Origin of the sequence: Paracoccus angustae, from assembly GCF_042648745.1 — a bacterium.
Taxonomy (GTDB): Bacteria; Pseudomonadota; Alphaproteobacteria; order Rhodobacterales; family Rhodobacteraceae; genus Paracoccus; species Paracoccus angustae.
In genome coordinates, this window is the sequence record NZ_JBHRXY010000001.1 from 67,340 (window position 1) to 86,637 (window position 19,298).

Here is a 19,298-nt window from a genome sequence, read left to right on the forward strand (position 1 = left end):
AACCTCTTGCCCCATGACGGAATGTCTGCATCCCTGACCGGAACACGGCTCAAGGGGCGGATATGGCAGAGATTCTTGTTCTGGGTGCGGGCATGGTCGGCGTCACGACCGGGCTGGCCTTGCAGGCGCGCGGGCATCAGGTCACCATCGTCGAGCGCGGCGTGCCGGGTCGCGAGACAAGCTATGGCAATGCGGGCCTGATCCAGACCGAAGCGGTCGAACCCTATGCCATGCCGCTGGCGCCGGGGGCGCTGATGCAGATCGCTCTTGGCCGGGGCTACGACGTGAAATGGAACCTTTCGGGCCTGCTGTCCCAGATCAACGCGGTGTGGACCTATGCGATCAACTCGCTGCCGGCGGGGCATCGGCGCGCGACCCTGACATGGGGCAAGCTGATCCGCCAATCGACCGAACGCCACGCGCCGCTGGTCGAAGCCGCCGGCGCCGACAACATCATCCGCCGCGACGGCTATATCGAGGTGCACCGCACCCCCGCCCGCATGGAAAGGGCCCGCGAGACGGCCAAGCGATTCAGGGACGAATTCGGGGTCGAGGCCAGGCTGATGGACGGCAAGGCCCTGCGCGCCATGGAACCCGCCATCAAGATCGAGGTCGAGGGCGCGACCCATTGGTCGGACACCTGGACCTGTTCCGATCCCGGCGGGCTGGTCGCGGCCTATGCGGCGCTGTTCGAACGGCGGGGCGGGCGGATCGTCAACGGCGACGCGGGCGACCTGCACCGCGCAGGCAACGGCTGGCGTGCGGGCGAAGCCCATGGCGAACACGCGGTGGTGGCGCTTGGCCCCTGGTCTCCCATGCTGCTGCAACGCTTCGGCCTGCGGGTTCCGATGGTGTTCAAGCGCGGCTATCACCGCCATTACCGCATGGAAACGCCGCCGAACCATCCCATCGCGGATTTCGGCAACTCGGTTGTGCTGTCGCCGATGCGGCGCGGCTTGCGCATCGCCACGGCCGCCGAACTGACCAGCCATCCGCGCCTGGCCCCGCCGCAACTCAAGCACGGTGAAAAGGCCGCCCGCGAACTGTTCGACATCGGTCCCCCCGTCGAGGCCGAACCCTGGACCGGCCGCCGCCCCTGCATCCCCGACATGCTGCCGGTGATCGGCCGCGTGCCCGACCAGCCGAACCTTTGGGCGCATTTCGGCCATGGCCACCAGGGCTTCACGCTTGGCCCGGTCACGGCGGAAATCCTGGCCGAGGAACTGGACGGCGGTCCGGGCTGGGCCGAGTTGCAGCCGACGCGGTTCAAGCGCTGACCGCTTCTTCTTTGTCCAAATACCCTCGGGGGTGAATTGGCGCATGGCGCCAAGAGGGGGCGCGAGCGCCCCCTGCTGCCGCGATCCGTCAGCAGCCCCCGTTGACTTTCGCGCGCGGGGACACACCTTCTAGGTCTGCCGATGAAGGATGCCCCATGGGTCACAACAACACCAACGCGCCCGTCGCGCGTCCCGTCGAAGTCACCCGCCCCAAGCTGGAGGGCGGGCGGCGTTTCGTGATGAAAAGCGAGTTCCAGCCCGCGGGCGACCAGCCGACCGCCATCGTCGAACTGACCCAAGGCGTGCAGGCGGGCGAACGCGACCAGGTGCTGCTGGGCGCGACGGGCACCGGCAAGACCTTCACCATGGCCAAGGTGATCGAGGCGACGCAGCGCCCCGCCATCATCCTGGCGCCCAACAAGACCCTGGCCGCCCAGCTTTACGGCGAGTTCAAGGGCTTTTTCCCCGACAACGCGGTGGAATACTTCGTCAGCTACTACGACTATTACCAGCCCGAAGCCTATGTCCCCCGGTCCGACACCTATATCGAGAAGGAATCGCAGATCAACGAGGCCATCGACCGGATGCGCCATTCGGCCACGCGGGCGCTCTTGGAACGCGACGACGTGATCATCGTGGCCTCGGTTTCCTGCATCTACGGCATCGGCTCGGTCGAGACCTATTCGGCGATGACCCAGGACATGCTGGTGGGCGACAGCTACGACCAGCGCGAGTTCCTGTCCCAGCTTGTCGCGCAGCAATACAAGCGCCTCGATGCGGCCTTCCAGCGCGGCGGCTTCCGCGTGCGCGGCGACGTGGTCGAGGTCTGGCCCGCCCACCTGGAGGACCGCGCCTGGCGCTTCGACTTCTTCGGCAACGAGCTTGAGGCGATCACCGAGTTCGATCCGCTGACGGGGCAAAAGACCGACAACTTCCGCCAGATCCGCATCTATGCCAACAGCCACTACGTCACGCCGCGCCCGACCCTTCAGCAGGCCATCAAGGGCATCAAGGCGGAACTGCAAACCCGGCTGAAGCAGCTTGTGGACGAAGGCAAGCTGCTGGAGGCCCAGCGGCTGGAACAGCGCACCAACTTCGACCTGGAGATGCTGGAGGCCACCGGCGTCTGCAACGGCATCGAGAACTACAGCCGCTACCTGACCGGCCGCGCGCCGGGCGAGCCGCCCCCCACGCTGTTCGAGTTCATCCCCGACAACGCCATCGTCTTCGCCGACGAAAGCCACGTGTCGGTGCCGCAGATCGGCGGCATGTATCGCGGCGACTTCCGGCGCAAGTTCACGCTGGCCGAACACGGCTTCCGGCTGCCAAGCTGCATGGACAACCGCCCCCTGAAGTTCGAGGAATGGGACGCCATGCGCCCGCAATCGGTGTTCGTGTCCGCGACCCCCGCGCAATGGGAACTGGACCAGACCGGCGGCGTCTTCACCGAACAGGTCATCCGTCCCACCGGCCTTCTTGACCCCGAGATCGAGATCAGGCCCGTGGAAATGCAGGTGGACGACCTGCTGGACGAGATCCGCAAGGTCAGCAAGGCAGGTCTGCGGACGCTGGTCACGACGCTCACCAAACGCATGGCCGAGGATTTGACCGAGTATTTCCACGAGCAGGGCATCCGCATCCGCTACATGCACAGCGACATCGACACGATCGAGCGGATCGAGATCCTGCGCGATCTGCGCCTTGGCGCCTTTGACGTGCTGGTGGGCATCAACCTGCTGCGCGAAGGCCTGGACATCCCGGAATGCGGTCTGGTGGCGATCCTGGATGCCGACAAGGAAGGCTTCCTACGCTCGGAAACGTCGCTGATCCAGACCATCGGCCGGGCGGCGCGGAACGTGGACGGTCGGGTGATCCTCTATGCCGACACCATCACCGGCAGCATGGAACGCGCCATGGCGGAAACCGAACGCCGCCGGCAGAAGCAGATGGCCTATAACGAGGCCCACGGCATCACGCCGCAAACCGTGCGCAAGAACGTCGAGGACGTGCTGGCGGGCCTTTGGCAGGGCGACACCGACCAGTCGCGCGTCACAGCCAAGCTGGACCGTCCGATGGTCGGGGCGAACCTGCAAGCCCATCTGGACGCCCTGCGCAGCCAGATGCGCAAGGCTGCCGAGAACCTGGAATTCGAGGAAGCCGCCCGCCTGCGCGACGAGGTGAAGCGCCTGGAGGCCGTGGAACTGGCGGTGGCCGACGATCCCCTGGCACGTCAATCCGTGATCGAGGACGCGGCCGAGGAAGCCGTCAAGGCATCCGGCCGGTCCACCGCGGGCCGGGCAGGGCAGCGCGGCGGCAACAAGCGGTCCAAGCGGCGGCGCTAGTCCCCCGCGGGGCGGGACAGCACCTCGCTGATCTTGCGCGCCAGCTGGTCGAAGCTGAAGGGCTTGGGCAGGAAGTTTCCGCCCGACCGCACCCGGTCGTCGGTTTCCAGAGACTTGCCGGTATAGCCGCTGGTGTAAAGAACCCTCAAGCCGGGACGCATCGCTTGCGCCTGTTCGACCAATTGCGGACCGGTCATCTGCGGCATGACCACATCGGTAAACAGCAGCCTGATGTCCTGCCGCGCCCGGAGCAGGGCCAGGGCGGCGGCGCCCGAACCCGCTTCCAGAACCGTGTATCCCAGTTCCTGCAAGGCGGACACGGTAAAGCTGCGCACGCGGTCCTCGTCCTCGACCGCCAGGATCACGTCTTCGGGGCGGCCCGGGGGCGCGTCCGCCGCCGGGTCGCCCGCGGCCTGCGGGGCGCCTTCCCGGCAGCGGGGAAGATACAGGTCAACGGTCGTGCCCCGGCCGATCTGGGAACTGATCGAGACATGCCCGCCCGACTGGCGGATGAAGCCGTAGACCTGGCTGAGGCCCAATCCCGTGCCCCGTCCGGTCGGCTTGGTGGTGAAGAAGGGATCGAAGGCCTTGGACAGCACCTCGGGCGTCATCCCGGTGCCGGTGTCCCGCACGCGGATGCGGACATGGTTGCCCGGCTCGATCCCCAGGTCGCGGGCCTGGTCGCCGTCCAGATCGGCATTGGCCGTTTGCAGCACCACCCGCCCGCCGTCCGGCATGGCGTCGCGGGCGTTGACGGCCAGGTTGACGATGGCGTTTTCCAGCTGGTTCCGATCGACCTTGACCGCCCAAAGGTCCGGCTGCAACTGCGCCTCGATTACGACCGTTTCCCCCAGAGACCGCGACAGCATGTCCGACAGTCCGGTCAGCAAGCCGTTGGCATCGACCACGGCCGGCTCCAGCGGCTGCTGGCGCGAAAAGGACAACAGCCGCTGCGTCAGGGCGGCGGCGCGGTTCGCGCCTTCCAGCGCGCCCTCGATATAGGGGCCGACATCGCTGTTGCCCCGCGCCAGCTGGCGCTGCGTCAGGTTCAGGCCGCTGATGACCACGGCCAGCATGTTGTTGAAGTCGTGGGCGATGCCGCCGGTCAGCTGGCCCACGGCCTCCATCTTCTGCAACTGGCGCAACTGGCGTTCGGCGGCTTCGCGGCGCTCGAATTCCTCGCGCAGGACGATCTCTCGCTGGGCGAGGGCGGCTTCCTGCTCCTCGACGCGGCGGTTGAGGCTGCGCAGCGCCTCGGCACGCTCCATCGCGAGCCAGGTCTGCTGGACGATTTCCTTGGCAAGGATGATCTCCGGCTCGGTCCAGATGCGCACGGCGGCCTGGTGCAGATAGATGCCCGCCGCCCATCGTCCGCCAGTCAGCAGGGGCACGCAGATCCCGGCCAGCACGCCGTCCCGGGCATAAGGCGCGAACGCGCCTTGCGCATCCTCGCGACTGTCGCCGAAGATCAGCGCGCGGCCTGCGCGGCGTTCGGTGTCGGCAAGGCGGCCATAGTGATCCGTCGCCTGCATTCCGATCAGCGGCTTCAGCGCGCCGTCCGTCCAACATGCCTCGTGGCAGATGCTTTCGGGGCCGTTCAGGCGATAAAAGCCGACGCGGTTCACGCCAAGCCGTCGGCCCAGGGCCTCGGACGCGCTTTGCAGGATCTCGCGCGGGTCGGTCAGCGTGCGCTGGCGGCCGATCTGTTCCAGGACGAACTCGCGTTCCTCCTTGGCGGCGCGCAGCCTCAGCTCGGCCTCCTTCCGGGCGGTGATGTCGTAGCTGACGCCGGGCAGGCGGACGCAGTCTCCGTTCGGGCCCGGAATGCACCGGCCTTGCGCCGAGACCCAGCACACGGTCCCGTCCGCGCGCAGCAGGCGGTATTCCGAACTGAAGGAGCCTACCGTGCGGATCGTTTCGGCGACTTCGGCTTCCACTCTGGCGCGGTCCTCGGGATGGATGCCTTTGAAGAACTCGGCGATGGGGGCGCCCCCGATGGCAACGGCTTCGTCCACGCTATAAAGCGTGGCGAAACGCTTGTCCGACGTGACGCGGTCCGCCGGAACGTCCCAATCCCAGATGCCGACGCTGTTGCCCGACGACATGGCGAGATCCAGCCGTTCGGCGGCCTCGGCCCGCGCGCGTTCGGCCAGGATGCGGGCCGTTGTCTCGTTTGTGACGCAAAACAGGCCGCAGATGCGCCCGCTGTCGTCGAAGACCGGCGAATAGGTGAAGGTCCAATAGCTTTCCTCAGGCTCGCCCTGGCGGCTGAGATCAAGGCGCATGTCCACCATCCGCTGACTTTCGCCGCGCAGGCAGGAGTCCACCAAGGGCGCGATGTCGTCCCAGATGCTGGCCCACAGATCCCGGAAGGGGCAGCCAAGCGCATGGGCTTCCCGATAGCCCAGGATCGGCCGGTAGGCGTCGTTGTAGAAGGACAGAAGATCCGGCCCCCAGGCCAGATACATCGGCGTCGGGCAGGTCAGCATGGCGGACAGGATGGCGCGCAGGGACACGGGCCAGGACTCAAGCGGCCCCAGGTCCGTCGCCGACCAGTCGCGAGACGCGATCTGCCGCGCGACCTGGCTGTCCGTGGCGGGCAGCCAGGTCTCGGCGGGCGTTTCGATGTTCATCTGTCTGTCCTGATCGCGCATCCTGTCGGAATCGTCCCGATGGTCAAGGGCTTATCCCGGGCCGAAGTGCGGGGATATTCGCGTGGAGGACGTGAAGCTGCAAGGGTTCCGCAGGGTCATCGCGCAACTGCGCCCGCAGGACATGCAGGAAGGCAACGGGTGGGATCGGCGTGCCGCCATGCAAGGGAACCCGGAGACCCGGATTCCCGCGGCGCGCGATGCGTTACTGCTGCCAGCTTTTCACCAGCTCGTCATAGCTGATGGTTTCGGGCTGCGGATCCTCGTTCTCGAGCTTCAGCTGCGGGGCAAGGCTGCCATGTTCCTTGGCATAGGCGTTCCACCATTCCAGGTCATGTTCCTCGGCCATCTTGGGGCCTATGTCGCCCTGGACGCCCGCGCGTTCCAGCCGCTCCAGCACCTTTTCCTGTTCGGCGCACAGGCTGTCCATCGCCTCTTGCGCGGACTTGGCGCCGGACGCCGCGTCGCCGATGGCCTGCCACCACAGCTGCGCCAGCTTGGGATAATCCGGCACGTTGGTGCCGGTGGGCGACCATTGCAGGCGGGCAGGGCTGCGATAGAACTCGATCAGGCCGCCCAGCTTGGGGGCGCGGTCGGTGAAGGACTGGTGGTCCAGCGTGGACTGGCGGATGAAGGTCAGGCCGACATGGCTTTTCTTCACGTCCACGGTCTTGGAGGTCACGAACTGCGCGTAAAGCCAGGCCGCCTTGGCCCGGTCGTCGGGCGTCGATTTCAGCAGCGTCCACGAGCCCGCGTCCTGATAGCCCAGCTTCATGCCGTCCACCCAGTAGGCGCCATGGGGCGACGGGGCGAAGCGCCACTTGGGCGTGCCGTCCTCGTTCACCACCGGCAGCCCCTCCTTGACGAAATCGGCGGTGAAGGCGGTATAGGTGAACATCTGCTGGGCGACCTCGCCCTGGGAAGGCACGGGGCCGCTTTCGCTGAAGGTCATGCCCTGGGCGGCAGGTGGCGCATAGGCTTCCATCCAGTCCAGGTATTTCTGGATCGCATACACCGCGGCCGGACCGTTGGTGTCGCCGCCGCGGGCAACGCAGCTGCCGACGGGGCGGCTGTTTTCATCCACGCGGATGCCCCATTCGTCCACCGGCAAGCCGTTGGGGATGCCCTTGTCGCCGTTGCCGGCCATGGACAGCCAGGCATCGGTGAAACGCCAGCCCAGGCTGGGATCCTTCTTGCCATAGTCCATGTGGCCGAAGACCTGCTTGCCGTCGATCTCGCGGCCCGTGAAGAACTCGGCGATGTCCTCGTAGGCCGACCAGGTGACGGGCACGCCCAGGTCGTAGCCGTATTTCTCGCGGAACTCGGCCTTGTTCGTCTCGTCGTCGAACCAGTCCTTGCGGAACCAATACAGGTTGGCGAACTGCTGGTCGGGCAGCTGGTACAGATTGCCGTCAGGCGCGGTGGTGAAGGACTTGCCGATGAAGTCGTCGATGTCGAGGTTCGGGTTCGTCACCTCCGCGCCCGCGTTCGCCATCCAGTCGGTCAGGTTGCGCGCCTGCTGGTAACGCCAGTGGGTGCCGATCAGGTCGCTGTCGTTGACATAGGCGTCATAGATGTTCTCGCCCGACTGCATCTGCGTTTGCAGCTTTTCCACCACGTCGCCTTCGCCGATCAGGTCGTGGGTGACGGTGATGCCGGTGATGGCCGAGAAGGCGGGGGCGAGGGTCTTGGATTCGTATTCGTGGGTGGTGATGGTTTCCGACACCACCTTGATCTCCATCCCCGCAAAGGGCTGGGCGGCGTCGATGAACCATTGCATCTCTGCCTCTTGCGCTGCGCGGTCCAGGCTGGACATATCGCCGATCTCGGCATCCAGAAAGGCCTTGGCCTCCTCGATCCCGGCCATGGCCAGGTTCGGTGCGCCGGTGGCCATCAGCGCAAGCGCCATGGCGGTCGTCAAATGCAGCTTCATGTCTTGTCCTCCCCAGGATGGGCCTTTGCGGCCCGGTTTTCACACCCAGCGGAACACCGCCGCGGCGTAGATCAGTGACAGGATCAATCCTCCCCAGGCGGGTGCCCCTCCGAAACCCAGCCAGGCGAGGTTGATGAAGGCCGAGCCGAGAAGGCTGATGAACAGCCGGTCGCCCCGGGTGGTCCAGATGCGAAGCGCCCCCCTGCGCGGCGTTTCGGGAAAGCGGATGGCGGCCCAGGTGAAGCCCAGCAGCAGGGCGGCGATCACCCAGAAGAACAGCGCGGTCGGAAAGGTCCAGGCCATCCAGCCGCCGGGGTTGAGGCTGCCGGTCCATTCGCGGACGCCGTTTTCGGCCGGAACCAGCAGGACAACCCAGACCAGGACAGCCAGCATCAGCAGGGCGGCAAGGGCGAAGCCGGCGGAGACGGCGCGCCGGTGCATCACACCCTCCCCAGGGCAAAGCCCTTGGCGATGTAGTTCCGCACGAACCAGATCACCAGGGCGCCTGGCAGGATGGTCAGCACCCCCGCCGCCGCCAGCACCCCCCAGTCAAGTCCCGATGCGCTGACCGTCCGCGTCATGGTCGCCGCGATGGGCTTGGCGTTGACCGATGTCAGCGTGCGCGACAGCAGCAGTTCCACCCAACTGAACATGAAGCAGAAGAACGCGGCGACCCCGATGCCGCTGGCGATCAGCGGCATGAAGATCTGCGTGAAGAAGCGCGGAAAGGAATAGCCGTCGATATAGGCGGTCTCGTCGATCTCTCGCGGGACGCCCGACATGAAGCCCTCCAGGATCCACACGGCCAGGGGCACGTTGAACAGGCAATGCGCCAGGGCCACGGCGATATGGGTGTCGAACAGGCCGACGGCCGAATAAAGCTGGAAAAAGGGCAGCGCGAAGACGGCGGGCGGGGCCATGCGGTTCGTCAGCAGCCAGAAGAACAGGTGCTTGTCGCCCAGAAAGCGATATCGGCTGAAGGCATAGGCGGCGGGCAGGGCCACGGCCAGCGACAGCGCCGTGTTCATCACCACATAGATCAGGCTGTTGACATAGCCCATGTACCAGCTGGGATCCGTCAGGATCACGCGGTAGTTGTTCAGCGTCGGGTTCAGGGGCCAAAGGCTGAAAGCGCCGGTGATCTCGGCATTGGTCTTCAGGCTCATGTTCACCAGCCAGTAGATCGGCACCAGCAGGAACAGCAGGTAAAGCGTCATCACCACCGCCGATCCCCGGGACGCGCGCGTCATGGCACGTCCCTTTGCGCGGTCATGGCGGTGTAGAACACCCAGGAGATCAGCAGGATCACCAGGAAGTAGATCAGGCTGAACGCCGCCGCGGGTCCAAGGTCGAACTGCCCGATCGCCATCTTCACAAGGTCGATGGACAGGAAGGTGGTGGCGTTGCCGGGGCCGCCGCCGGTGACAACGAACGGCTCGGTATAGATCATGAAGCTGTCCATGAAGCGCAGCAGCACCGCGATCAGCAGCACGCCCTGCATCTTCGGCAGTTCGATATACCGGAACACGCCCCAGCGGCTGGCCTGGTCGATGCGCGCGGCCTGGTAATAGGCGTCGGGGATCGATTGCAGCCCGGCATAGCAGAGCAGCGCCACAAGGCTGGTCCAGTGCCAGACATCCATCACGATGATCGTGGCCCAGGCGTCCAGGGGATCGTTGACATAGTTGTAGTCGAAGCCCATCGCCGCCAGCGTATGGCCCAAAAGCCCGATGTCCACGCGCCCGAAGACCTGCCAGATGGTGCCCACCACGTTCCAAGGGATCAGCAAGGGCAGCGCCATCAGCACCAGCACAAGGCTGGCCCAGAAGCCGCGCTTGGGCATGTTCAGCGCGATGAAGATGCCCAGCGGGATCTCGATGGCCAGGATGATGGCCGAGAACAGAAGCTGTCGCCCCAGGGCCGCGTGGATGCGGTCGCTTTCCAGCACGTCCTGGAACCAGCCCAGGCCGTTCCAGAAGAACTGGTTGTTCCCGAAGGTGTCCTGCACGGAATAGTTCACCACCGTCATCAGCGGGATCACCGCGGAAAAGGCGACCACGACCAGCACCGGCAGAACCAGGAACCAGGCGCGGTTATTGACGGGCTTGTCCATCACGCGGCCCTTTCCAGCGGCTCGATGCGCCAGTCATCGACAAAGACGCCGATGCGGGCGGGGTCCAGGGCCACGCGGTCGAATGTGGCGGGGATCGGCTGATCCTCGGGGACGACCAGGTTGAAGGGCGCGCCCGCGACCTCGCCTCGCAGGATGCGGTGGTGGCCCACGTCCTCGGCGCGGATCAGGCGAAAGGGCAGGCCCTCGGCTGCGGGACGCGCGGCGTCGGGGCGGATGCCGATCTGCACGCGGCCTTGCGGCGCGGCATAGGCGGCGCCAAGCGGGATGGCGGTTCCCGCGACATGGGCCGTTGCGCCTTGGACCTGCGCGTCCAGCAGGTTCATGCCGGGCGAGCCGATGAAATAGCCCACAAAGGTATGCGCGGGGGCGTCGAACAGCGACTGCGGGGTGCCCGCCTGCACGACGCGGCCTTCCGACATGACGACCACCTCGTCGGCGAAGGTCAGGGCCTCGGTCTGGTCATGGGTGACGTAGATCATCGTGTGGCCGAATTCGCGGTGCAGGGCCTTAAGCTGGGTGCGCAATTCCCACTTCATCTGCGGGTCGATCACGGTCAGGGGTTCGTCGAACAGGATCGCGTTCACGTCCTGCCGGACCATGCCGCGCCCCAGGCTGATCTTCTGCTTGGCGTCCGCGGTCAGGCCGCGCGCGCGGCGGTCCAGCGCGTCCTCCATCCCGATCATGCGGGCGACCGACGCCACCCGCTCGGCGATCTGCGCCGCCGCAAGACCCCGGTTCTTGAGCGGAAAGGCAAGGTTCTGGCGCACCGTCATGGTGTCGTAGACCACCGGGAACTGGAACACCTGCGCGATGTTGCGATCCGCCGTGGGCAGATCCGTCACGTCGCGGTCGCCGAACAGCACCCGCCCACGCGACGGGTGCAGCAGGCCCGAGATGATGTTCAGCAGCGTGGTCTTGCCGCAGCCCGACGACCCAAGAAGCGCATAGGCTCCGCCGTCGCGCCAGGTCAGCGACATCGGCTTCAGCGCCCAGTCGGCATCCGCCCGGGGCGCGGGGCTGTAGCTGTGGGCCAGACTGTCCAGGGTGATCCGCGCCATCACGCCGCCCGCGCATAGGGGGCGGCACGCGCAAGCCTGCCGCCCTGGTCGAACAGATAGACATGCGCCGGATCCAGCCATACCGTCAGCGGCCCCTGCGCCAGCCGGCGCACGCCGGGCACCAGCCCGACCCAGCGTTCCCGCCCGTGCAGCAGGTGCAGATAGGTCTCGGCCCCCGTGATCTCGGTCGCGTCCAGGCGGGTGGACAGGGAAATGGCGCGCGGAGCCGGCTCCAGCGTCAGGTGAGGGGCGCGGAAGCCTGCGGTATAGCTGCCGTCCGGGACATCCACGGGCCAGCGGGCATCGTCAAGCGCCGCCTTTCCGCCCTTTACCGCGACCGGCATGAAATTCATCGGCGGATCGCTGAAGACGCGCGCGGTCACGGCGTCCTGCGGGGCGCGATAAACCTGGGGCGTGGGGCCGAACTGCGTCACGCGGCCTTCCCACAGGGTGGCGGTATGGCCGCCCAGCAGCAGCGCCTCCTCGGGTTCGGTGGTGGCATAAACGAAGATCGCGCCCGAGGCCTCGAAGATGCGGGGGATTTCGGCGCGCAGCTCTTCTCGCAGCTTGTAGTCGAGGTTCGCCAAGGGTTCGTCCAGCAGGACCAGCCCTGCGCCCTTGACCAGGGCGCGCGCCAGCGCCGTGCGCTGCTGCTGGCCGCCCGACAGTTCCAGCGGGCGGCGGTCCAGAAGGGGGGTCAGGCGCATCATCTCGGCCGTCTCGCGGACGCGGGCGTCGATGTCGGCGCGCGCCACGCGTTGCAGGCGCAGAGGGGACGCGATGTTGTCATACACGCTCATCGAGGGATAGTTGATGAACTGCTGATAGACCATCGCCACGCCCCGGTCCTGCACCCGCTGGCCGGTCACGTCCCGGCCTTGCCACAGCAGCCGCCCCGCCGTGGGCTGGTCCAGCCCCGCCATCATCCGCATCAGCGTGGTCTTGCCCGACAGCGTCGGCCCCAGCAGCACGTTCATGCTGCCCGGCGCCAGCACCAGATCCGTGGGATGGATCCAGGCTTGGCCCGCGACCTCCTTGGAAACGCCCCGAAGCTCCAGCGTCATGCGGCGACCCTTTCGCTGGCAATGTAATCCTCGACCGCCGCGACCTGCTCGGGCGAAAGCCGCAGGCCCAGCTTGGACCGCCGCCACAGCACCGCATTGGCGTCGCGCGCCCATTCCTGCCGGATCATCCACCGCAGTTCGGATTCGGTCAACGTCGCGCCGAAGTCGCGTCCCAGATCGGCGGCTGTCCTCGCGCCCGCCAGGATCTGCGCGGCCTCGGTCCCATAGGCGCGCACCAGGCGGTTGGCCCAGCCGGGGGTCAGGAAGGGATGGTCGCGCATCAGCGCCTGGCTCAGCGCCCCCGCGCCGTCCACCGCGAAATCGCCGCCGGGCAGGGGAACGCCCGCGGTCCAGGCAGCAGTCGTGCCGGGCAGATGGGGGGCCAGCTTCGCCAGCGCCGCCTCGGCCAGGCGGCGATAGGTGGTGATCTTGCCCCCGAAGACGTGCAGGCAGGGCGGGCCGTCCGCGTCAAGCGACAGCACGTAATCCCGCGTCGCCGCCGTGGCCGAGGACGAGCCGTCGTCGTAAAGCGGCCTGACGCCGGAAAAGGTCCAGACCACGTCCGCAGGCGTGACCGGCCGCCGGAAATAGCGGGATACGAAGTCGCACAGATAGGCGATCTCCTCGGGCGTGCAAACCGCCTGATCGGGCGGGCCGTCGTGATCCACATCGGTGGTGCCGATCAGGGTGAAGTCGCCTTGATAGGGGATGGCGAACACGATGCGCCCGTCCTGGCCTTGCAGGAAATAGGCCTTGTCGTGGTCGAACAGCCGCCGCGTGACGATATGGCTGCCGCGCACCAGCCGCACCCGCTCGGCCGAGGGCAGATGCGCTACGTCGCGGATGACCCGCCCCGCCCAGGGGCCGGCGGCATTGATCAGCACCCCCGCGCGGAAGGCGCGTCCATCGGCCAGCCGCACACACCAGCCGTCGCCGTCGCGCCGCGCCTCCGCGACCCTGGCGCCGACGATGATGTCGGCCCCCCGCGCCGCCGCGTCGCGCGCGTTCAGCACCACCAGCCGGGCGTCGTCCACCCAGACGTCGGAGTATTCGTAAGCCCGCGCCAGCCGGTCCTGCAACGGCTTGCCTTCGAGCGCGCGGCGCAGATCCAGCGAGGATGTGCCGGGCAGGATTTCCCGCGTGCCCAGGGTGTCATAAAGAAACAGCCCCGCCCGGATCACCAGGTTCGGGCGACGGCCGCGCGCCCAGGGCATCGCCACCGACAGCAGCCGCGACACCGGCGAATGTCCGGCAAAACGCATCTCTGGGTCCAGCGGCAGGACAAAGCGCATCGGCCAGGCGATATGCGGCATCGCACGCAGCAGCACCTCGCGTTCCCGCAGCGACTCGCGCACCAGGCGAAGCTCCAGGAATTCAAGGTAACGCAGCCCGCCATGGAACAGCTTGGTCGAGGCGCTGCTGGTTGCCCCGGCCAGGTCGCCCTGTTCCGCCAGCCGCACGGAAAGGCCCCGCCCGGCGGCGTCGCGGGCGATCCCCGTGCCGTTGATTCCACCGCCGATGACGAACAGATCCGTCGCTTGCGACATCGCAGCCTCACTCCCCTGTGAGGAAGTCGAACATCCGCGCGCATATCTTGTCAACACGGATGTTCGTTCCTGCGCAGTTTCTTTCGCTTGACAGATGGGCGTGGCGCGTTCTTCTGAACGCATGAACATCAGGCAGATGCAGATCCTGGAAGTCGTGCGCGCCTCGGGCCGGGCCAGCGTCGAGGAACTGTCCGCGCGTCTCGAGGTCACGCCGCAGACGATCCGCCGCGATCTGGCGGAACTGGCCGACCAGGGCGTCCTGGATCGCGTCCACGGCGGCGCGATCCTGCGCAGCGGGGCCAGCAACATCGCCTACGAGGAACGCAGGCGGATGAACGAGGACGCCAAGGCCGCCATCGGCCGCGCCTGCGCCGCGCAGATCCCCGACAACAGCTCGGTCATCCTCAACATCGGCACCACGACCGAGGCGGTCGCCCGCGCGCTGCTGCGCCACCGCAACCTGACGGTGGTGACGAACAACATGAACGTGGCCAATATCCTGGCCGCCAACGACAGTTGCGAGGTCCTGGTCGCGGGCGGGCTGCTGCGCCGGTCCGACGGCGGGCTGGTGGGCGATCTGACCAGCGAATTCATGGCGAATTTCAAGACCGACTTCGCCATCATCGGCTGTTCGGCCCTGGATGATGACGGCGACATTCTCGACTTCGACCTGGCCGAGGTGCGCGTCAGCCGCGCCATCCTGCGCCAGGCGCGCGAACGCTGGCTGGTGACGGATTCCGCCAAGCTGGCGCAAAAGGCCCCGATCCGTGTGGTGTCCCTGGCCGAACTGGACGCGGTGTTCATCGACCGGCCGGTGCCGGATGGCTTGCTCAGGGTTTGCGACGAAGGGGGAACGCGCGTGGTGGTGGCGTCCCCCGACCCCTGAGCCACACTTGCGGACGAGTGGTTCTTCGGCCTTGACCAGACATGACGCCCTTTCGCTTGACGGGCCTGCGTCCGCCGCAGCCTTCCGCAACATCGCTGATGGCAAGAAGGCGTCGCCAGATCGGCCCGGGTCCGTTTCTGCGGGCTGAAAGGTCGAAAGGGTGGCGCTGTCAGGGCGCGACCAGGTCGATCAGCGATTTACAATCTGGATTATCTGTTTCCATCCAAGGCGTCTGGGTGGGGGGCGGCAAGATGACCTCATTGCACTGATCCAGCCGGACGCGGTTTCGATCCGGCCCAAGGGTCAGCGTTCATTGGTGCTGGCGCGGGGCGCGCGTGGCTTCGGCTTCCGGGTGGCTTCCCGAAAATCCGGCCCTGTCGCTGAGGATGTTCCGCGCTTCGCCCGCCAGCACACGAATATCGCGATGAACAAATTTACAGCCCGTGGACATTCACTTCGCGGCGATGAGAGTCGCCACGAGGTGCCAGTTGGCGGCGTAACTGCATGCGGTCTTTTCATAGCGCGTGGCGATGGCCCGGAATTCCTTGATCTTTGCGAAGAATTTCTCGATCAGATGTCGCCATTTATAGGCATGCCGATCATAGTCGTGCTTGATCTTGCGGTTCGCTTTCGGCGGAATGACTGCGATCGCACCGCGCATGTCCAACTCCGCAAGCAGCCAATCGGCATCGAAGGCCTTGTCGGCCAGAAGCGCATCGAATGCCACGTCCTCGATCAGCGTTGCGACGCCTTTCAGATCGTGGGCCTGATCCGGCAGGAGAACAAGGTCGCACAGGTTCCCGAGAGCATCGACCAAGGCCACAATCCTGGTGGTCAGTCCGCCGCGCGAGCGCCCGATGGCCTGAGCATGAGTCCCCCTTTTGCGCCGCTCGCCTTCTGGTGAGCCTGGACGACGGTGCCGTCGATCAGCGCGTATTCGAAATCGGGATCGCCGCGGATCTCCATGAAAAGGCGCTCGAAGACACCGCCCTTGGCCCGTCTGCGGAACCGCCGGAACACGCTGTTCCAGTGTCCGAATTCCGACGGCAGATCCCGCCAAGGCAAACCGGTGCGCACGCGCCAAAAAACGGCTTCCAGGAACAGGCGATTGTCTTTCCCTGTCACACCGCTGTCGCTCTTCTTGCCGGGCAAATGCGGCTCAAGACGCACCCAAATCTCATCCGTCACCACAAAACGCTGCTCGTCCATCCGAACCTCCCTTTGGGAAGTCTGAATCAGAAATCAGGCACGGTGAGAATCCTGAATGTCCACGGACCCTAATATCATTAGGTTGTCGGGATGGACTCTGCCGGGACACTTGACTGGACCCTGGAAGCCAGCGGTTCGGCATCTGCCTGCGCGCTCTTCTCCCGAGTATACCGAGATTGTAGCCTTCCGGTCGCAACCTGTCTCGGCTTGCGGGGGTCCTGCCGGTAACTGTCCGGTCTGACTACCCTGCCGCGCGTGAGCGTGGGAGATAGTGTCCGCTGTAGATGGTGGACACTATGGTGCGAGCGTGGCGCGTCGGACGAAGCGGCTTTGGACGGACGAAGAGAAGCGGTCGATCTGCCTCCAGACGACGGCACCGGGCGTTTCGGTTGCGCAGGTGGCGCGCCGTTATGCGGCGAACTCCAACATGGTGTTCAAGTGGCTGCGCGATCCGCGTTATGCCCCTGAGACAACGGCAGCGGCGGCCTTCCCTGCCTTCCTGCCTGTGGAGATCATCGACCATGTCAGGAAGGATGATCTGATCGTGACCAGCGAGCTGACAGGCATCGAGCGCCGGGCGGGACGAGGCGGTCTTACGCCAGAAGTTGGTCGAGACCGGCGCCATCGACGTGATGATCGCTCACCATAATGATTTCAATAGCATGGCGCTCTGAACCCGAACTGCGCGCGGTTAATAGGTCTAGAGAAAATCGGCCCTAAGAGACCGCTTTCGGGCCGTCCGGCGGCAGGGTCGGTGCTCAGCCCCGCCCACATAACCCTCGAAAAAACAGAAAAATCCGACCGCAGCCGGATCAGGAGAACGCTTTCGCGAGGGCAAGTGGCGGAGGGGATGGGCCTGATATCCAACCTTCTCCAGGTTTCACCCGGCTGGGGATCGCAGCAAGTGCGAAGCCCCACTCGGAGCAAATCAGGCTGAATTGAGCGTCCGCCAGTCGCGCGTGGCTGACTACAGCACCGTTTTCGTCGGACGGGTTGAGTGGTGCGGGGCTGGGCACCTTCGGTTACGAGCTGCCGAGAATGAACGACCGCGGGACGCGCAGAGCCGCATCATTCAAGCTTTATCATGTGTGCGCTTTGTGGCCGCGATGCCGCAATTCGGTGATCAGTCGTCCACGCAGGTACAGATGAATACGAGCGAGCTACAAACGGGCGGTTCGAGCAATGGCAACGAGCTATACTTTTGGTCGATAGCGCATAGCCTCGAGAAACAGACGAAACGCGCGGGAGGCCTGGTGGCGGTTGGGGTAGTAAAGGTGATAGCCCTCTGTCACCGGGCACATGCCGTCCAGAACCGTCCGGAGGCGGCCATCTGAAAGGTGCGGCTCGATGAGATCCTCTGGAAGATACGCCAGCCCGTGCCCGTCAACTGCGGCGTCCACGATTGGTTTGACACTGTTGAACGCCAGTTGTCCCTGCACCCGCACGTTCAGGGCCTCCCCGCCAGAGTCAAACCTCCACGGATAGAATGCACCGGAGGTCATCGAGCGGCGGTTGATGCAGGAGAACTTCATCAGGTCCGCTGGCGTTTCAGGTGCCCCGGCCCTTGCGAGATAGGCAGGTGCGCCCACAACGGAAAAGCGAAAATCCGGCCCGATCCGCATGGCGATCATGTCCTTGCTGACGGCGTTGCCGAAGCGGACCCCTACGTCCAGGCCCTCCTTGATGATGTCGGTGAAGCCGTAATCGATCGAGAACTCGACCTCGATTTCCGGGTATGTCTCCAGAAACTCCTGCAGCTTTGGCCGGAAGATCGTCTCGATCACATAGTCATTGCAGGTGATGCGGACCTTGCCGCGGGGGCGGTCGCGCAGATCGCCGAGATTGCCCAGTTCGATATCGATCTGCTCGAACAGCGGCCCGACCGACTGGATCAACTGAACGCCTGCCTCGGTCGGGGCGACGTTGCGGGTGGTGCGGTTCAGTAGCCGCAGGCCCAGCCGGTCCTCCAGATTGCGCACGGCGTGGCTGAGCGCCGAGGGCGTCATCCCCAGCCGGGCGGCCGCTTTCGTGAAGCTGCGTTCCTGTGCAACGGCGAGGAAGGATGAGATATCGCTGTGCGGGCCCGATGGCATTGTTGAATTGTTCTCACAAGCTCATGAAAGACAATACGGCTAATCATCATAATGCGCCCGGCCTATCTTGCTGCCAACCGAAATCGACATGCGAAGGAGCAAGAGATGCGGAAAGTGGTTCTGAATGAATTTGGCGGCCCGGAAAATCTGGTCGTGGAAACGGCGGACGACCTGAAGGCGGGGCCGGGCGAGGTTCTGATCGACGTGGAGGCAGCCGGGGTCAACTTTCTGGACGTGACGCAGCGCAGCGGGGCCTCGGCCGTCCACAAGGTTGAACTGCCGCTGGTTCCTGGTCTCGAAGGCCTCGGACGGGTGCGCGAGTTGGGCGACGGCGTCGGCGAGACCGATGAACTCAAGGTCGGAGCGCGCGTGGCCTGGATGGACGGGAAAGGGTCCTATGCCAGCCAGGTGGTGATCTCACCCGACCGGATCGTGCCGGTGCCGGATGATTTCACGCTCAGCCAAGGGCTGATCTTTCAGGCGCTGACTGCGCATTACCTCGTCCATGAATATCGCGATGTGAGGCCGGGCGACCGGGTTCTGGTCCACGCCGCATCGGGTGGCGTCGGGCAGTTGCTGGTCCAGTGGCTGAAGCATTTCGGCGCCTGGGTCGTGGGCACCGTCTCGACCGAAGAAAAGGCGGAAGCCGTCCGTGCGCTCGGGGCGGACGAGGCCGTCGTCTATGGCCGCGACTATGATTTCAAGGATCAGGTGCTGGCGCTGACGGATGGTCAAGGTGTCGATCTGGCCTTTGACGGGCTAGGCGAAAAAACCCTGATGAACACCATCGGATCACTGCGCCGCGGCGGCACCGTCGTTGCCATCGGCGCGGCCTCCGGCCCGATCCCGGCGATTGAACCGACCGTGCTGACGCCGAAGGCGCTGCGGCTGGCAGGTGGGTCCGTCTTCAGCTTCGTCGCCGATCCGGCCGAGCTGCGGAAGCGGGCCGCTGATGTCGTGACGGGCATCCAGGAAGGCTGGCTGAAGCTGGAAAACGCGACCGAATATCCGCTGGACGGCGCGGCGGATGCCCATGCCGATCTGGAGAACCGCCGTGCCAAGGGCAAGCTGTACCTGAAGCCCTGATTTATCGGTCCCCCTTCA

At 65.6% G+C, this 19,298-nt stretch carries 15 protein-coding genes; 5 read left to right on the plus strand and 10 right to left on the minus strand.

Going from position 1 to position 19,298, the window contains the following annotated elements; all coding sequences use genetic code 11:
• The first annotated feature begins 62 nt into the window (after nt 1-62).
• A complete protein-coding gene (locus ACFOM8_RS00300; protein WP_377758272.1) occupies nt 63-1,277 on the plus strand; it encodes an NAD(P)/FAD-dependent oxidoreductase in 1,215 nt (404 codons plus the stop codon).
• Nucleotides 1,278-1,432: 155 nt separating this feature from the next.
• Nucleotides 1,433-3,619 carry an excinuclease ABC subunit UvrB gene (uvrB, locus tag ACFOM8_RS00305; RefSeq protein WP_377758273.1) on the plus strand — a complete coding sequence of 729 codons (2,187 nt, stop codon included), beginning with the start codon at nt 1,433-1,435 and terminating at the stop codon, nt 3,617-3,619.
• Here the strand turns inward: uvrB and ACFOM8_RS00310 are convergent.
• From ACFOM8_RS00310 to glpD, 8 genes are all read right to left on the minus strand, one after another.
• Complete coding sequence (locus tag ACFOM8_RS00310; RefSeq protein WP_377758274.1) at nt 3,616-6,252, minus strand: PAS domain-containing hybrid sensor histidine kinase/response regulator; 2,637 nt, start codon at nt 6,250-6,252, stop codon at nt 3,616-3,618. The genes uvrB and ACFOM8_RS00310 overlap by 4 nt on opposite strands.
• A 223-nt stretch (nt 6,253-6,475) precedes the next feature.
• Complete coding sequence (locus ACFOM8_RS00315; protein ID WP_377758275.1) at nt 6,476-8,203, minus strand: ABC transporter substrate-binding protein; 1,728 nt, start codon at nt 8,201-8,203, stop codon at nt 6,476-6,478.
• A 39-nt stretch (nt 8,204-8,242) separates the two neighbouring features.
• Complete coding sequence (locus ACFOM8_RS00320; protein ID WP_377758276.1) at nt 8,243-8,644, minus strand: DUF2160 domain-containing protein; 402 nt, start codon at nt 8,642-8,644, stop codon at nt 8,243-8,245.
• Entirely contained in the window at nt 8,644-9,453 is an 810-nt protein-coding gene (locus ACFOM8_RS00325) for a carbohydrate ABC transporter permease (RefSeq protein WP_377758277.1), read from the minus strand. Before ACFOM8_RS00325 ends, ACFOM8_RS00320 begins: the two co-directional genes overlap by 1 nt.
• On the minus strand, nt 9,450-10,316 hold the full coding sequence (locus ACFOM8_RS00330) for a carbohydrate ABC transporter permease (RefSeq protein ID WP_377758278.1): 867 nt from the start codon (nt 10,314-10,316) through the stop codon (nt 9,450-9,452). The genes ACFOM8_RS00325 and ACFOM8_RS00330 overlap by 4 nt, the downstream gene beginning before the upstream one ends.
• The gene (locus ACFOM8_RS00335) at nt 10,316-11,395 is read right to left on the minus strand and encodes an ABC transporter ATP-binding protein (protein ID WP_377758279.1); all 1,080 of its coding nucleotides are present in this window, start codon (nt 11,393-11,395) and stop codon (nt 10,316-10,318) included. The genes ACFOM8_RS00330 and ACFOM8_RS00335 overlap by 1 nt, the downstream gene beginning before the upstream one ends.
• Nucleotides 11,395-12,459, minus strand: a complete 1,065-nt coding sequence (locus tag ACFOM8_RS00340) for an ABC transporter ATP-binding protein (protein ID WP_377758280.1) — start codon at nt 12,457-12,459, stop codon at nt 11,395-11,397. Before ACFOM8_RS00340 ends, ACFOM8_RS00335 begins: the two co-directional genes overlap by 1 nt.
• Complete coding sequence (gene glpD, locus ACFOM8_RS00345; RefSeq protein WP_377758281.1) at nt 12,456-14,006, minus strand: glycerol-3-phosphate dehydrogenase; 1,551 nt, start codon at nt 14,004-14,006, stop codon at nt 12,456-12,458. The genes ACFOM8_RS00340 and glpD overlap by 4 nt, the downstream gene beginning before the upstream one ends.
• Nucleotides 14,007-14,127: 121 nt before the next feature.
• On the opposite strand from glpD, the gene ACFOM8_RS00350 reads away from it, so the two are divergent.
• Nucleotides 14,128-14,892, plus strand: a complete 765-nt coding sequence (locus ACFOM8_RS00350) for a DeoR/GlpR family DNA-binding transcription regulator (protein ID WP_377758282.1) — start codon at nt 14,128-14,130, stop codon at nt 14,890-14,892.
• Between the two features lie 451 nt (nt 14,893-15,343).
• Here ACFOM8_RS00350 and ACFOM8_RS00355 read toward each other — a convergent pair.
• A protein-coding gene (locus tag ACFOM8_RS00355; RefSeq protein ID WP_377758283.1) for an IS5 family transposase occupies nt 15,344-16,101 on the minus strand; the annotation gives its coding sequence in 2 pieces (ribosomal slippage) (nt 15,344-15,765 and nt 15,765-16,101; 759 coding nt in all).
• A gap of 307 nt (nt 16,102-16,408) precedes the next feature.
• On the opposite strand from ACFOM8_RS00355, the gene ACFOM8_RS00360 reads away from it, so the two are divergent.
• Entirely contained in the window at nt 16,409-16,750 is a 342-nt protein-coding gene (locus tag ACFOM8_RS00360) for a transposase (protein WP_377758284.1), read from the plus strand.
• A gap of 544 nt (nt 16,751-17,294) precedes the next feature.
• Here the strand turns inward: ACFOM8_RS00360 and ACFOM8_RS00365 are convergent.
• A complete protein-coding gene (locus tag ACFOM8_RS00365) occupies nt 17,295-18,194 on the minus strand; it encodes a LysR family transcriptional regulator (RefSeq protein WP_377758285.1) in 900 nt (299 codons plus the stop codon).
• A gap of 105 nt (nt 18,195-18,299) precedes the next feature.
• Here ACFOM8_RS00365 and ACFOM8_RS00370 point away from each other — a divergent pair, with 105 nt between their 5' ends.
• Nucleotides 18,300-19,280: a quinone oxidoreductase family protein gene (locus tag ACFOM8_RS00370; RefSeq protein WP_377758286.1), complete on the plus strand. Its 981-nt coding sequence runs from the start codon at nt 18,300-18,302 to the stop codon at nt 19,278-19,280.
• The last annotated feature ends 18 nt before the right edge of the window (nt 19,281-19,298 follow it).

Bases quoted from the DNA above. Each gene is read 5' to 3' on its own strand.
- ACFOM8_RS00300 (WP_377758272.1), top strand. From the start codon at position 63: ATGGCAGAGATTCTTGTTCTGGGTGCGGGCATGGTCGGCGTCACGACC.
- uvrB (WP_377758273.1), top strand. From the start codon at position 1,433: ATGGGTCACAACAACACCAACGCGCCCGTCGCGCGTCCCGTCGAAGTC.
- ACFOM8_RS00310 (WP_377758274.1), bottom strand. From the start codon at position 6,252: ATGAACATCGAAACGCCCGCCGAGACCTGGCTGCCCGCCACGGACAGC.
- ACFOM8_RS00315 (WP_377758275.1), bottom strand. From the start codon at position 8,203: ATGAAGCTGCATTTGACGACCGCCATGGCGCTTGCGCTGATGGCCACC.
- ACFOM8_RS00320 (WP_377758276.1), bottom strand. From the start codon at position 8,644: ATGCACCGGCGCGCCGTCTCCGCCGGCTTCGCCCTTGCCGCCCTGCTG.
- ACFOM8_RS00325 (WP_377758277.1), bottom strand. From the start codon at position 9,453: ATGACGCGCGCGTCCCGGGGATCGGCGGTGGTGATGACGCTTTACCTG.
- ACFOM8_RS00330 (WP_377758278.1), bottom strand. From the start codon at position 10,316: ATGGACAAGCCCGTCAATAACCGCGCCTGGTTCCTGGTTCTGCCGGTG.
- ACFOM8_RS00335 (WP_377758279.1), bottom strand. From the start codon at position 11,395: ATGGCGCGGATCACCCTGGACAGTCTGGCCCACAGCTACAGCCCCGCG.
- ACFOM8_RS00340 (WP_377758280.1), bottom strand. From the start codon at position 12,459: ATGACGCTGGAGCTTCGGGGCGTTTCCAAGGAGGTCGCGGGCCAAGCC.
- glpD (WP_377758281.1), bottom strand. From the start codon at position 14,006: ATGTCGCAAGCGACGGATCTGTTCGTCATCGGCGGTGGAATCAACGGC.
- ACFOM8_RS00350 (WP_377758282.1), top strand. From the start codon at position 14,128: ATGAACATCAGGCAGATGCAGATCCTGGAAGTCGTGCGCGCCTCGGGC.
- ACFOM8_RS00365 (WP_377758285.1), bottom strand. From the start codon at position 18,194: ATGCCATCGGGCCCGCACAGCGATATCTCATCCTTCCTCGCCGTTGCA.
- ACFOM8_RS00370 (WP_377758286.1), top strand. From the start codon at position 18,300: ATGCGGAAAGTGGTTCTGAATGAATTTGGCGGCCCGGAAAATCTGGTC.